At 58.3% G+C, this 14983-nt stretch carries 7 protein-coding genes and 2 pseudogenes; 6 read left to right on the top strand and 3 right to left on the bottom strand.

Annotation, left to right across the window (positions count from 1 at the left end):
- The 4 genes and pseudogenes from GA0061098_RS39260 to GA0061098_RS39245 form a co-directional block, all read left to right on the top strand.
- Positions 1–393, top strand: a 393-nt coding sequence (locus GA0061098_RS39260; protein ID WP_283808036.1) for a TCP-1/cpn60 chaperonin family protein, incomplete at its 5' end; no start/stop codon positions are given.
- 404 nt (positions 394–797) lie between these two features.
- Positions 798–1334, top strand: coding sequence for an alpha-L-arabinofuranosidase C-terminal domain-containing protein (locus tag GA0061098_RS39255; protein ID WP_091966864.1), 537 nt, complete (start codon positions 798–800; stop codon positions 1332–1334).
- Positions 1335–2673: 1339 nt separating this feature from the next.
- Entirely contained in the window at positions 2674–4290 is a 1617-nt protein-coding gene (locus GA0061098_RS39250) for an acyl-CoA dehydrogenase family protein (RefSeq protein WP_091966861.1), read from the top strand.
- An 861-nt stretch (positions 4291–5151) separates the two neighbouring features.
- Positions 5152–5407, top strand: a pseudogene (locus GA0061098_RS39245) (transposase); the annotation flags it as partial.
- A 1447-nt stretch (positions 5408–6854) separates the two neighbouring features.
- Here the strand turns inward: GA0061098_RS39245 and GA0061098_RS47125 are convergent.
- From GA0061098_RS47125 to GA0061098_RS47570, 3 genes and pseudogenes are all read right to left on the bottom strand, one after another.
- Entirely contained in the window at positions 6855–7094 is a 240-nt protein-coding gene (locus GA0061098_RS47125) for a YopT-type cysteine protease domain-containing protein (protein WP_283808035.1), read from the bottom strand.
- A pseudogene (locus tag GA0061098_RS47120) lies at positions 7091–7389 on the bottom strand (YopT-type cysteine protease domain-containing protein). Before GA0061098_RS47120 ends, GA0061098_RS47125 begins: the two are co-directional and overlap by 4 nt.
- A 967-nt stretch (positions 7390–8356) precedes the next feature.
- Entirely contained in the window at positions 8357–8764 is a 408-nt protein-coding gene (locus tag GA0061098_RS47570) for a DUF7694 domain-containing protein (protein ID WP_430649294.1), read from the bottom strand.
- Between the two features lie 4398 nt (positions 8765–13162).
- On the opposite strand from GA0061098_RS47570, the gene trpD reads away from it, so the two are divergent.
- Both trpD and GA0061098_RS39215 read left to right on the top strand, forming a co-directional pair.
- Complete coding sequence (trpD, locus tag GA0061098_RS39220; protein ID WP_091966852.1) at positions 13163–14176, top strand: anthranilate phosphoribosyltransferase; 1014 nt, start codon at positions 13163–13165, stop codon at positions 14174–14176.
- Positions 14177–14435: 259 nt separating this feature from the next.
- Positions 14436–14621, top strand: coding sequence for a hypothetical protein (locus tag GA0061098_RS39215; RefSeq protein ID WP_091966850.1), 186 nt, complete (start codon positions 14436–14438; stop codon positions 14619–14621).
- Positions 14622–14983 lie beyond the last annotated feature (362 nt).

Genomic DNA, 14983 nt, shown 5'->3' with positions numbered 1-14983 from the left:
GTCGCCCTGCTCCGTGCCTCCGAGCAGCTCAAGGGCCTGCGCACCAAGAACGACGACCAGAAGACCGGCGTCGAGATCGTGCGCAAGGCGCTGTCCTGGCCGGCCCGCCAGATCGCGATCAACGCCGGTGAAGACGGTTCGATCGTGGTCGGCAAAGTCCTGGACAACGAGCAGTACTCCTATGGCTTCGATGCGCAGACAGGCGAGTATAGCAACCTTGTCTCCAAAGGCATCATTGACCCGACGAAGGTCGTGCGCATCGCGGTCCAGAACGCCTCCTCGGTGGCGGCCCTGCTGATCACGACGGAAGCGATGGTTGCCGAGCTGCCGAGGAAGGCCGCGGCTGGTCCGGCAATGCCTCCAGGCGCCGGCATGGGCGGTATGGACTTCTGATCCACTCTGTCAAGGTGTCGATGACCATGCAAACCCTGGCAGGAATGTCAGGGTTTTGCTTCCGCGAGCTTGCAACGTAGCCCTAGCAAGCCGCGCCAAAGGCCCGACCCATTGGCCTATCCGTACGAACGGCGGTAGGGCCCAGACCTAATTTGCTTGTGACTTTTCATTCGGCGGCCACAGGGGCCTCGGCCAAACGGGTCCAGAACTGCGATGGAAGTGGGCCTGTCGCTATTTGAGTCTCACGAAGCTGCCTCTGCCGAGTGTTTGAACCCTTCGTCTGGGTATATCTGGTGCCGCCTACCCGCTTTCGACTTTCTTGCCTACTTTCCCGTCCTGACGCGTGGTCGCAAGTGCCCATCCCTTTCCTGGTTCGCACTTACATCTGATGGCCAGAGGCTTATTTGAAACCCCTCAGTGAGAATGCGCATCGTCAAAAACCACAAGATATCACGCTCGGCTTCGGCGGCGCCTGCATTTCTCTGTTGAATCACGCCAATCGGGTGAGAGTTGCCTGCCTGGCGCAACTCGTGAACGTCATTGCGCCGATCACGACCAAGGCAGGCGGAGGTGCGTGGCGCCAGACCATCTTCTTTCCTTTTGCGCATATGAGCCGCTTTGGTCGCGGCAGAATTTTGCACGCGCAAGTCGAGACGGAAGCCTACTATGCGTCGTACAACAATCCTGACGGTAGACCGGCCGGGACCGTTCCAGCGCCTGACGTGCCGTATCTCAAGATAGCGGCACTCGCAGAACTAGGCGGCGGCTTGTCGCTCTTTCTGCTCAATCGTGATCTGAAGCAGAAGATGGCGGTGAGCGTCGAGTCCAGAAGCTTCGGTCCCCTGACAGTTCACGAGCGGCTCGAGCTCCGGCACGATGATCTGACGCAAATACCGAGAATACGCCGAACAAGGTTAAGCCGGCGCCCTTGCAAAGCTTAGCCTTTGACCGCGGGAGGTTGCGGGCGACGCTCAAGCGGGCGTCATGGAATGTGATCTACCTGGCGCCACGTTGAGAGAAGATGAAGGGCCCGCGAAGACAGCGCCAAAGGATCAATCGTGATCGCGGTTTAGGTTCTTGCTTGAGCATGATTTCCGCGAACATTATTAGGCCGACAGCGTGAGCACACCGCAAAGCTGTGAGCGCTGCCGGTCGTACCAGGGCCGATGATCGTGGCCAACGGCAGTGATGGGGATAGCCCCCTGCCGCGATCAGCGCGTCCGCCGCCGCGCCCGGCCCAGATTACCTGCAAGGGGGTACGACAACATTCAGGCCGCCGCATTCTGCCCCTGTAGGACATCATACCATCATCGTCGGTCGCCCGCCAAGCAATCGGTCCGTTCGAGAGCGGCTCGCCCTACCGCGTCAGCGAGGTCCCATCAAGACTACTCTCGTCGACACCGCTCTGGCCGTCGATGACTTGTTCCTGCCTGATTCTCCGTCGAAGAGCGCGAGCGCTATTGGGCTAAAAGCGGGCTGTTCTGGGCATTGTTCGGGCTGACCGTCGAGCGACTCGCCGGTGCGTTGCGGCTCGTTGCGGCTCGTTCGCGGCCTACAACGCGGCGATGATGCAGTCGGAAAACATTCTCCGTCAGAACCGCCGCGCCCGAGGTGCCCCAAGGGATCTTTGCCGGTTCACGACGATGTTGCGGCCGCCGCGCTGGTATCAAATCCTGAGTACCGGACCACTGTCGGACCGATTACTCACCGGCTTCGGGATTGCGTTCGACGAACGCGCGAGCAAGGACCAGCTGAATTGCACAAATGACGATCGGAGGCCTGCACCAGGGAGCCAGCCCAGGGAACGAACCTCGGCTTCGGTTCACATTCGAAAGCGTTACTTGCTTGACCATTGTCCGACATCACCATTCGATCCCCCGGGTGCCCATCGCGAGAGATCAAGGTAGGCGGCCGTGAACACGATGCAAGCGGTCCGCTTGCAGACGCGATCGCAAGATCATTCGGTTCGTTGGTGCCGCGCGTATGCCTGTGCTATGTCGACCACGGAGGACATGATTTAAATGCCATATTTCACGTTCGCCTCGCTATGCTGCCGATTGATGCATGACGGATCTCTCCCTGGTCGACTCTCTTTGGGACGAAACACCAATCGACAACGATGAGTGATTCTTGGGGAGAATGGGAGGTCACTGAAACGAGCGTGCGCCTCCGATAGGTCATATCGACAAGACTTATCGTGATGAGAGCCCGCGCAGCGGCCGCAATAAAGTCAAGTCCCGGAGAACGTGCTTATACTGCGCTTACATCCACACTATACCAATGTGTAACCGAGATAGCCACGGGGATGAATTGGCTCGAAGCGCGACCGGGTTCATTGTGGGCCTTATGGCTATGTATACTCAGGTTTACGCCAAATTCCGGGAGGCGCAGGAACGCACGGTCGAAGGCCGTGCAGCTGCACTATACTCCAGTTTGATCGCTGACCTCAGTCAGCTGAATTTCGCAGACGCGGATGACCGCCGAGCATTCCCTCCGACTCTACACAGCATATTGGCAAGGCATGGATTGTTCGGGCTCACCACACCAGGAGAGCACGGCGGATTAGCTCTTCCCTTGCAGGAGGCCATCAACCTCATCTCCGCCACTGCATCCTTCGATGTCTCCGCTGCCTCTACCCTCGTCATCCATAACTTCCTGGCCTTGCCCTGCATCCAAGCGGCACCGCACATCCCCGAACAAAAGCATATCATTTGGGGTGCAACACGCGGCGATCTCTGCGCTTTCGCTTTGACGGAGCCCGGGGCTGGCTCGGCCCCGAGGCACATAGAGGCTTCGGCTCTCATGCGCGAAGATAAAATTCGCATCTCTGGCCGCAAGATCTGGATCGGCCTCGCTGACTGGGCTCGCTGGATCGTTTGCTTTGCGCGCGCGTCTGGACCCGATGCGAAAGGTCGGCTCGTTGGTGTACTCGTTGACAGGCAAGCTCCAGGCCTCAAGGTCACGCACGAGCATCGCACACTCGGTCTACGTGGCATCATTCAGAATACCCTGGAGTTCCAGGATGTCGAGGTGCCGCGTTCTTACATGCTCTCTCGCGATCAAGACGGCTGGGGTGCGGCGGCATCTAGTATGAACCGCGGCCGTGTCGGTGTGGCTGCTATGGGTCTTGGAGCCCTTGAGCGCTCTATCCAGGTCGCAGCCTCTTATGCAAGGCATCGTCGGCTCGGTAAACTGCGTATGATCGAGAACAGCTACATCGAGCAGCTATTTGGGCAGATGGTGCTGCGGCGGGAAGTCGTGAAGGCGATGCTGGCCGCATCCTGCCGACTTGTTTCAGCGCAGGGCGCGCCAAACATCCACCTTGCGTCGGCAACGAAGGTTTTGTCCTCGGAGTGGTGCGGCCTTGTCGCTGATCAATGCGTGCAGCTGTTAGGTGGCCGTGGGTACGATGAGGGAGCGCCTTTAGCCAAAATCTATCGAGACGCTCGCATCCTTCGCATCTTCGAAGGTCCGACTGAGGCGCTGCTATCACATCTCGGCCGCTGTCTCCTCTCTAAAGCCACGCGTCACGAAATAGCCGATCTCTTTCGGTCAGTTGGAGCGGCATCAGTCCATGCTGCTGTAATTGAGGAGCTGTCTGGGCTCAATGAGGCAGACGGTGCCGTGCTGATCTATGCGGGTTGGCTCACCACATTGGGACTGGCAAAAGCTGTCATGTCTGCTGGTTGCTTCTCTGCCTCAGATTGCGCCGCAGCAGCGGATGACCTGGTCAGTTCCGAACTAGCAACTCTCCGTACTCGGGCGCCGGCCCGGCAATCTGTCGAAGTTCGCGATCTGGCTAATCGGACTCTGACCACCTTCCTTGAAGACGCGGCTTGTTCTATTCGCTCGCCTGTCCTCACAGACGATTACCTTAGACTGGTGCAGTATGTCTGACATCTAGCGGATGCCGGACGTCTTTCCACCTGGTGGTCCCGCGCGCGACGATGCAACTGCGGAAAGGCGAACCATCCCTGAGCACTGCCACGTCTAGCTCTGTTATGAGGGCCTAACCTAATCTCACTCCGGGCGGCGCTCCGCCGCAGCAAAGGCTTTCGCGTTCAGGAGGACCCGATACCGCTCCTCGACCCGCTGCCGCTTCAGAAGAATGGGCCCCGTCGATCAACTTGAGCACCGTTCCGTACCCTATCGATGATGGTCAGCCACCGGTTTCGTGGTCCCACATGGTCGATACTGACGCCACCGAGCTTTTGCGGCTGGCGACTGCGCGATACGGATGGGTGTTCCGACATTTCTCGTAATGCGCCCGAGAAGCGCTATGTACTCCTGAAGTGCCGCCCTACACCCAAAAGCCCCGCGCCCTTCATTCCTGGTACTGTTTTGCTCCATTGGAACGCGGCGTCGAAGCGCATGCGGCAGCGAGATGATCGCCATGACTTAGCCATGCCATGAAGCTTCTGTTGTTTCGGGCATGAGCGGCGAAGCCAGTATAATGAACCCATCAGCCATGTGTAAGCCGTCTGACGGTCTGGCTGAGGATCAATATCATCGAGCCATACGATAACCGCGCTTAAACTGGCGACGTCCAGCGAAAGGGGGGCACACTTTCTCTCGTAGAGCCGATCCACGGCGAGCATCATCTCATGGTCGTATTCCGAGTGATGGTGTAGCTCGGTAGAGCAAAGCCGCCCGGATGCGCGCCCAAATAGCACAGTAGCGGGCGGCCGGCTTTGCGGTGGCTGCCAGCAGTTCTCCGGTAGGATTGGATTGCATGCCAACGCCACCAAGGAGCCACCGATGACTGGCGGCATGATGAACCTGCGCACGCTCGTGGAGAAGACCTCTGATGCCGATCTGTTGCGCGAGATGATCGGCTATGCCGCCCAGCCCGTGATGGGGCTGGAAATCGATTGCCAGACCGGCGCCGCCTATTGCGAGAAGACCCCCGAGCGTCTGGCCGAACGCAACGGCATCTCGAGGTACCCGGGCCGGCACGATCGAGCTTCGGGTCCCGAAGCCGCGCAAACGCTCCTATTTTCCGGGTTTCCTAGAGTCCCCCGCGCACGGGCGCATATGTTCGTGCTCGCGAAGGGACGGGTCACCTGTGACATCGAGGTATTCGACATCGTCCGACGCACCGCCGACAAGGACGCGACCGGCGGCATCGAGTAACAGTGAAAGGCCGCTCGTTGGCCTGTTGTCGGATCACCTTCGAACTTGATCGGATGGGCCCGGCGGTCGTCGAAGTTGGGAGATAATGGATCGTCTTTCGTGAATGATGTCGCAGAGGCGCGCCTTGCAAATATCGATGGGTTTCTGCTGACACCTTCTCGCGGCGTGGCATATGCGAGTTTCACGACCTCTTTGAAGAGATCGGCTTATGTCTATGCTTGACCATACCCTTAAGTCGGACGTCCGCTGGATAGATGGTGGGTTCCAGACGGGAGGGCATCGACCCACACCGGCCGCTTTCATTTTGTGAATGGCGTCGGGGTCGTCAGCTTTCGGAAAGCTAGTCCGTGTACAGTGACGTCGAAGTTAGCGGCGCGTGGTAGGGACAGCGCTTGCCCTGTGTATGCGTGGGGCTTTTGGGCGCCGAGTCACGTTTCTGCTAACTTCAACCAGTGCGGGCGTGGCAGGGACAGCGTCTGATCCACCAGCCCTGACCAGCGCCGAGCCGCGCCCGCGCTGCTTCCGGTGTGAGACTGGGATCATGTGTAAACCATCGACGACGTCTTCCAGATCAAACTAATAGCCAGCTTACGCCCGCTCCGCGGAGAGGGGTTCCAGGCCGTAAATTCAGACATTGTTAAATGACCTTGCAGTCGGCTCGGCGCAATGACCGTTAGGCTTGGAGCGAACACAGTGCATAGTGTTACCAGTCCGGTTTGGAGATCTTGAACCAGAGCCGGACCTCAGCGGAAGCGCAGCGACGAGGACAAGGCGCGGATTGTTGCGGAGCTCGTGGCGAGCGTCGACTCGGTCGTGCGCTGATGCAACGACAGGCATTGTCGTTGACAGCAGCTGTTTGGCTGTCGAGATCGGTAGAGAAGTGGCCGGCGACGATTCCGAAGCAGACGAAAATACAATTTGTGTCCGATGCGCGATGCCCGCCCTTAGCCACGCAAGGGCTAAAGGCGTCGAAACACACGCGAGGAGCTTAGCCAGCTTTCAGGCAAGCTCTAACGGGCCAACGGTCCTGCTTGAGTGCAAGCGCAGAGCATTCAGGCTTTGAAGCCAGGGCACGAGCTCATCAACCTGAGTGACCGGCCAGCCTCTCTCTGAATATTCTCCCCTCGCTGCACTACTTCCAGAGAGCTTCCGTCGACGTCCGAGGGGCCGCGGTGAGCTCCGCTACAACCTCGAGCGCGCGTTCAGAGCGCCACAATCCATGTTCGCTGCCGTGGTTGCACTGTCGGAGGCGATGCGGCTGTCCGGCATCGATCGCGAAAGGATCCACTCGCGGGCCTTGGTCTGGTCTGTTGCAAACCCCGAAACACTCACGTCATCCTTTGTGTGACGACAGTCGATATTTCATGTCGGTTCGGGTTCCCGTAGCGGTCGGCGAGACTTTTGAACAACTCACCCGTCTGATCTGACCGAACAGTAAATTCCCCATAATTGGGATCAAAGAGGGTCGTCATTCCATTCGATGTCGACGTTGCGATTATGTGGGCGCCACCTGCGGCGAAACGCAAGCTGACCAAATAGATCGACTCATTGTCAGTGACCTCATTCACGATCTGGCAATGCGCGAAGATGTACCAAACCTATATCGCGTCTGTTCGGCAAACGGCTCTAGGCGGGCTTCGCGTAACATCGTACTTGTTGCCTGAAGGTTGTGAGAACCTTCCGGCCTATCGCTTCGCAACAGACTCTTGAGGTCTTCATACCGCTGCTGCCGCATTGCCGCTGAGCTGTGATTTTGAGTCCCCGGGCGCAGCGCGCTCATCCGGGATGAAGGGCTGCTCGCAGATTGAGGAGCCACTCCGCTGCAAATCCAACGCAGATTCCGTCGACATTGGCCTCGGGCAATTCAGCAGTCCTGTATTCGAACAGAGGACGGATAGGCCTGGCTGGAGAGGATGGATTTGAGCTGGAGGACAGAGGGATGTGCTTGGGTCCGAGGTGCTTGGACTATAAATGACTGCATCTGGGGTATGTAGCTTGCTGCAGCAGAGCCCCATTTTGTCGGACAATTCCCCAGATGGCGGGCTCTCCCGTTGAGCGAGATCCGTCAATGTTTGAGCAAATTCGTAACTGTCCGCCGACCGACTCGGCTCGTCAGCTTGATTAGGCGTGCGGATCGGCCACTAACTCGATTATACATGCCGGTTCGCTTGCTTCTCAGCGTACGCTTCCGCAGAGCAAGCGCGGGCTCCTTACGCTCTGCTTGCGAATGTTATTGCGGCAAGCTGACGACGAGCTGACAACCAGATAAGTTTGCGAAGCTACCGCCCCCCGCGCCTAATTGGTGTCTCGACCGTCTCTGATCACGAGCCCCGCTCCAGATACGGGGTATTGGCCAACGAGCTCATGACCGTCGCACAGCGACCGCAGGCCGACCTTGTGCAATTCCGGATGCAGTCAGGGTGATGGGGCGATAGTGCCTTCGTCAAACTGAATTCGACCGTCACGTCGCTTCGATCTCACCATCATCGCGTTATGCCGCCGGTCAGCACACACTTCTCGCTCCAAGGAGTGCGCAATTCGCGTCGTCGGATCGCCCAGTGATTGCCCTGTGGTCGGTCGCCGGCCCGGCGAGAAGTCGTTGTTGCTGCCGAACCTCGTTCAGCACGGTTCCGCGAGCTTTACCCGGATCGGTGCACTGTTAGCTGCTCCTCGTTGATAGCAGCTAATTCAGGTTGAGCCCCCGCGCACGGTAAACGGCGATCGATCCTGACATATACCCGCTTATGACGCCTCAATTCGGCGGCGCCGAACCGGTGCTTCTGCAGCCGCTCGGCGTCACCTTCCGCTCGGATATCACCAACTCAGCTCATCATGCTGTCGCGCTCATCCGCGCGAACAACATTGCTGCGTCTGAGGGCCCTAGTCCAACGATGCCTACAAAGCTCGGCGGCGGCATCGGGATGTCCCGATGAGTGGGTCTCCACAGATGAAGGCAATATCGGCTGTTATTCACATACTGCGAATGTGGCGGATGCAGTTGCATGACGCCCTCCTCTTCATCCCAAAACAGGTCTTTGACAAAGCACATCTCTTCCCAATTCGGACAGCGCCGCGGCGTCGAGACAGCGACATGCTCCCAGCCAGGACGGACGAATCCACTTATCTTTAGTTCACACCCGCAAGGGCCCTGCACAAAGAACACGCCGCAAGGGCCTGATCCCGGAACCGTAGCGAACCGGCCGTGTTGCACACGGCCGGCCTCCAGCTTCTCTATCATTTGCGCTCGCACGCCCGCTCCTTTGCCTTTCGGATGGCCTGGAACTCGACGCAGATGACGTTGTCTCGCAACTCGTCAACCGGCTCGATCCCGGGCCGAGCGCTTCTATACCGCTCTTCAGTGCACCATCTGAGAAAGCCGCAGATGTCCATCATCACTCGTTCTCCTGTTATAGCCTACTAACGCTCGCATTGTGGGCCGAACGCTCTTAGGGGCCGCTGATTGCCTGAGTATGAGCGGTAGCACGACCTGTGTGATGGCGAATTAGTCCGCCGATTGCACCTTCCCGCTCATAATGCAACTCTGTCATCGAACCCCTCTTATGCGAAGCATCTTACTCATCGATGCCAGCCAGTATTGGTCGCACCTTTCCGAAAAGAGCGCGCATCAGCAACACTAATGTCCGCCATCGCTCTCTCGCGTTTCAAGCAAGCGTTAGTGCGCATTCATGTCATGCGACCCGCTTGAGCACAAGAAATTGGCGGCATCTCCTCTTCAATGAATTGGTCGTCATCATGGCATGCTCCCTATGGCGGGCCTTGACATCCACATTCCATGATGACTCGCAAAGAAATGATGGCACCAGTTGATGCTTTGCGGCGATATTACTGTTTGGTGAGATCGCACCTGATCATTCACGGCTTTCTCGTCGAGTCGGAATAGTGCCAATGCGCCATCTATGTGTACATGATTGAATTGTACGGGGGCGAGTCGAACGGGCCTGCACCAGAGCCGCGGACGCCTGGCATGAACTGTCGTCGGACCGATGACATCTAGCGGATCGCCTGCCATCTCGGTGTCTCCTCGTAAGCTAGCCGTCAGAAACAATGATTAGTCGATCTCAATCAGGGCGACCGTCGGCCGATTTCCCGCGTCACTACGATGCAAGTCCTAACTCATTGTTCATGGTAGAGCGCTCGCGAAGCGCTGAGCCTTTTGCTGCCAATGCGGGTGTTGTCTTTCAGACAAGGACGTCGCGAATCCGACCTCTGGCAGCGACTCTGTATCGCCAACGCCCGACAGACGCGCTTTTGTTTGCATCAAAGCGGTGCCGACACTTCTGCGTCGTGGCATGTAGATTGCTGCGCTGACGGAAAGCGACGCACCGACGATACACGAGCATACCATCTGCCCGGAGCTCGCCGCGCAACGGACATCGCTTCGAATACTCTCCTTATGAAAGAGGACTGCGAACTTATGAATGGTACGAGGCATGCAAAGCCCGGCATTTTTCGGTGGACCAGCCCGACGTCTGATGAAATGACGCATTGGCGCGCACCAAAGCACACACCGATCAAGCATTACGGCGCCGATTGTCGCTCCCGGCAGGCGCAAAGGAGATGGAACCTTTGGCCGCTGGCCGCACTCCTCATAAATGCACTGCTTTGGGCCGGACTCTACTGGATCATCGCAGCGTTCTTCTGAAATAATCTCGCTGATGGCAGAGGCGCGAGGGGCTTTCCGACGCCTCTCGCATGCCGCGGCCGCACCGTATGCGCACCATCAATCGGACGTGGAGACCTCTTTCACAGACTTGGTTCCAGCGCACACTTCGCGCGACTACCTGGAAATCCGCCCCTCGGGCGAACGCAAAGGAAATATTGAGGCATGACGCAGATATCTCGAATCGGCGAAATTGATATGCCATTGCAGCCGCGACGAAGTTCCAACACTGACCTGTAAACAGCTCAACGTTCCCGCGCGGATGGCATCCGGGCTTCCGCGTTAACTGCGACCCATTGACTGCAAATTGGGTTTAGAGTTTGCGCATTTTTTTGATATGAGAATTAGCTTTCGAGAAGCAGACTAAACAAGTAGGCCTGAAGGAGCGTTGGGCAAGCGAACTGCTCCGCCTTCACGTATATGTCGTCGCGATCTGGAGCGCGGCACAGGACCGTCAGGATGCCCCGCCTACGGTGCCCCTCAACGTCCCTTCCAGGTACTGACTTGCTTTTCCTCAAGGGACGTCTCGTCCTCCGTCTTGGTGCATCTGCCACACGTGGGCACGCCGAGCCAGCTTGTCGTATTCCACGGCAATTTTGAGTAGCCTGTCTTTGGCTTTTCCGTCAGCGAGCACTTCCGCTTTCTTTCGCGTTGCTTCCGCACGGCCTCGCCAGTGCTCCGGCTGGTAGAGTTTACTTTTCGGATTCATGCCGAGAGCATGCAATACGCAGATCAAAGAAATGCGACACCGGCGCTCCGTATAATCACGTAACAGCGACACTCGGGGCCTCGGTTGCCGAAGCGGACAGTCACCATGCACAGCCGCTATTCTGAAACACCACAGTGCGCGTTGCAGCCGAGGCTCGCGCGAAAAATGCACAGCCGACATCCTCAGACGATCGGACGCACGAAGGGGCTTGAATCGCACGTAGCGTTAGATTGTACGATCCTCGACAAGCGGGAATCATGTCCGACAATTCAGACCGTTCCAGACACGTCATGAGAATTGCAAATGTTTCAAACATCTAAACTCACCTGGCGCGACTCGATCAGGACGATAAGATCCTCCAGGTGCATCCTTGTCCGCGCTTCGTCGGAGCTGCTCCTGTCGCGGCTGGACGAAATCGCGCGTTTCGAGCTCTGCACGGCAGGCGCTCCCATCACAGTAGCCTCACCGGAACGGACACAAGACGGAGGCTCCACCCACCCGACGTCTTCACATAACGCGGAACACAGGCGCGATTACACCAAACATAGTCTCGACGCGCGCCATCATGGTTCGCTCTGAACGATCGAATGCATCATCAACAGTGGCTTGAGCGCACCTGTGCTTTTGCCTGCTCCCTCTGCCTCGCGATAGCTGGCCCGGGCCCTTCAACCCGGCGTCGCGCCGGCTACGGCGTCATTGGTCGGCTGGCAGTAGGCTGGGCCGGAGTATCTAAGCACATGTCAGGCCCAAGCAATGCCTCGCGACATCCAGGCATGCACCGAATCGCTGGAAGCTCCAGAATGACTTGCTGGACCAGCTCAGCCGCCAGTGCTTCCACTCTTCGTGGTGCTCCGCCACTACGGCAGGTGTCGCTTCTGTCGTGCCGGACAGATGACCAGGACTGTACGGACCGCAAAGCGGAAGAACGAGTATGCCGGCACCGTACTGAAGCCATTCAGGCCTGTTTCCCCGTTGACAGGTCATGTCGCGCTTCGCGCAGGAAGAACAATAACGCAGCCACACGGACTTAAAGGGATATCATGACTCAAAATCAACGAACTCAGTTGACTTCGCGCCTCACAATCTACCGCTGCGCCAGCGCTCTTGTCGTCGCAATGACAGCTGTCATCCCCGGGCCGGTCAACGCGCGTGATCAAGCGCCGACCGCAGAAGAGAAAGAGGCTTGCATGGAGGACGTATTCCGCCTTTGTAGCAGCCACATACCAGATCGCGCCGCTATCACTGCCTGCCTCAGATCCAAGCAAGCGAGCCTCAGTCAGCAATGTCGCTACGTGATCTCCGTGCGAGACACTGGCAAGAAAAGCAGCGACTCGAAGTGACGATGTGGCGACCTGTTCGTTCGCCGTATCCGCAGAGTGATCCCAGCGTGACCTGCAGGACGGTCACCCGAGGTTAGGTGACGAGCGTGGTCGCCGACAATTGACCGACACTCTGGTTCAGTCGCGCTTGTCCAGATAGGCGAATGCATAATTTACCCTTCTGGCGGCCATTCAAGGGCCAGTTCTTGAAGAATATCGCGAGAGGTCAAGTTCCTATTATGCGGCCCCGGAAATTTGGGACGACTGCATTCTTGATCCGGTCGATACTAGAACTGCCCTCGCAATCGCATTGAGCGCTTCGCTCGACGCGCCTCAGTACGGCGTATTCTGCTGTAAGGCAGGACCGAACATGACCGGCTCACCGCCTCACGAGGGCGGATCAGCGGCACGCGTCCCTCGCTTCATGAAGGCCCACCTTCATTTACTATCAGGTGGGGTTATTTTGTAGAGCCAGCTGAGATCGGGCTCGATCTACCCAGCACCGATGGCCTCGAAGCCGGTAGAGGAAGCCGCTTTAACGCTTCACCATGGCGGCGCCGGAAGGCTAAAAGGCCTTGAAGGATGCGGTTATCCGGCCGGAACACCGCGGTAAAGAGGCCGCTGCCTACGCGGCAAGCGGGCGCGGGACAGTGTCATCGGTCCTGCGACAAGCAACTGCAGTGTTCTAACTTGCCGACGATCTCCTCTCGACGGCACCACCGAAATGGAGAGCTTGACCCTCACGTAGCGTCAGGTTGTAGCCTCGCCAAGTGTGCCCACACACAACGGACTGCCGCCTCAAGCGTCAATGAGGCCATGCCGCGTGGGGCGGGGCCGCTGCATCAAGGCAATTGGTGCCGGGTCTCTTCAAGGACGTCTCGCTGAATGGAAGAGCTCGAGGTTTGGACAGGGAACGTGTAAAGTTCGATGGAAGTGCTTAGATCGATCATCGGCAAAGTTGCCACGGGCGCCACTCTGACGCGTGAGGAAACTGCGTCAGCCTTCGACAGCGTGATGTCGGGTTACGCAACTCCCTCGCAAATCGGTGCCTTGCTGATGGGGATGCGGGTCCGGGGCGAGACGGTCGAAGAAGTCACCGGCGCCGCCTTGGCGATGCGGAATAGAATGCGGCGGGTCGAGGCGACATGCGACCCCGTCGGTCTCGCTGGCACGAGCGAGACCCTTAAGTATTCGGTCAACGTGTCGACGTGTGCTTCCTTCATCGTCGCCGGGGCCGGCACCCCTGTGGCCAAGCATGCCAACCGCGCTGCGTCATCGGGTTCAATTGCGGCAGCCGTGTTGGCGCGCCTCGGTGTGAAGGTCGCTCTCAAGCCTGAGGCCATCGCACGTTGCGTGCAGGAAGCCGACATCGGCTTCATGTTTGCGTCAGCCCATTATCCGGCAATGCAGCGCATCGGGCAGATCCGGACCGCAGTTGGAACCCATACGATTTTCAATCTGATCGAGGCTCTGTGCAACCCGGCCGGGGTCAAGCGGCAGATCGTTGGGGTATTGTCTCCCGAATGGGTGCAGCCTCTGGCGTACGTCTTGAAGAACCTGGGTGCCGAGTCGGTATGGGTTGTTCATGGCTCGGACGGGATCGACGAAATAACCCTCACAGGCCCAACGTTTGTTGCTGCGCTTGAGGCGGGTATAGTCCGCACCTTCGAAGTGACGCCGGAACAAGCCGGGCTCCCCCGCTGCCGCAACGACGCGCTGGAGAGCAGCGATGCGGAGACTAATGCCGTTGCGCTGCAAAATGTGCTTGATGGCGTACCAGGTCCATTTCGCGACGCCGCGCTTTTGAACGCGGCGGCGGCGTTGGTCGTGGCCGGGCGGGCCTCGACACTGCAGGAAGGCGTAGCACTTGGACAGGAATCACTTGATCGCGGCGCCGCAGCCGCTCGACTGAAGCGCCTGATCGCCGTTTCGAACGCCTGACAGCCGAGTTGGCCGATGTTCCAGTATTGCGACCAAGTCTGCTGCGCACGAGCCCGAAAATATTGCAGCCACGAATGCACGTCACTTCTGCGGGATTTCAAGGAGCCTGCGCCGCCTGCGCTCGCCCTGACGAAAGCAATTCGCGCTGAGCACGGGGCGCGAGAGCCAACTTTCTTATCGACGAGAGGCTGTTGCAACCCGGCTTGCCGAGGTGAGGACCCGCGACGAAGCGCGCGCTGCGCGCCAGAGGAGACAATCGATGATGTCCTTGCAGAGGATTGAAACACTCGGATCTATTGCAGTGATGGAACACATCATTCGGAAGTTTCGGGAATTGATCGATACAGATAGCTCAATCCCGCCGGAGCTGCGGGGTGCGCTGCACGCGACGCTTGATGAGCATCTTCTCGATGCAAAAAAACGTATTCTGCTAAAAGTACATTAGGTGCGTCGATGCCGTCTTCATGCGGAGAAACTCTGGCAGGCGCGCGCCAGTACAGCAATCGGCATCATCTCGTCCGCACGGGACCCAGCGAGGTTCCAGCCCAGCTGGTCGGATCGCGACCACCGCTCCATGTACACTGGCGCGTCGCCGGGCTGCTCAGCGCGGTTTGCTGTTTGATGAGGGCCCTGTTGAAACAGGGGCGGCGGCAATTCTCTGTTCTGCCGCTGCGATCGCCATCCGGCGTAAGGCGCCGAGATATTGCACGTCCGTCCGGTCATGACTGTAGCTGATCCAGAGCACATCAAAGTCATACCCGGTCTCAAGGTGAGCCTACTGGTCACCAATTTCGACACCGGGTACCC

Origin of the sequence: Bradyrhizobium shewense (assembly GCF_900094605.1) — a bacterium.
Taxonomy (GTDB): Bacteria; Pseudomonadota; Alphaproteobacteria; order Rhizobiales; family Xanthobacteraceae; genus Bradyrhizobium; species Bradyrhizobium shewense.
This window is presented reverse-complemented; position numbering and strand designations above follow the sequence as displayed.

What these genes read in the sequence shown, in the direction of transcription:
- GA0061098_RS39215 (WP_091966850.1), top strand. Translation starts at nt 14,436, where the DNA reads ATGATGTCCTTGCAGAGGATTGAAACACTCGGATCTATTGCAGTGATG.
- GA0061098_RS47570 (WP_430649294.1), bottom strand. Translation starts at nt 8,764, where the DNA reads ATGATAGAGAAGCTGGAGGCCGGCCGTGTGCAACACGGCCGGTTCGCT.
- GA0061098_RS39250 (WP_091966861.1), top strand. Translation starts at nt 2,674, where the DNA reads ATGTGTAACCGAGATAGCCACGGGGATGAATTGGCTCGAAGCGCGACC.
- trpD (WP_091966852.1), top strand. Translation starts at nt 13,163, where the DNA reads ATGGAAGTGCTTAGATCGATCATCGGCAAAGTTGCCACGGGCGCCACT.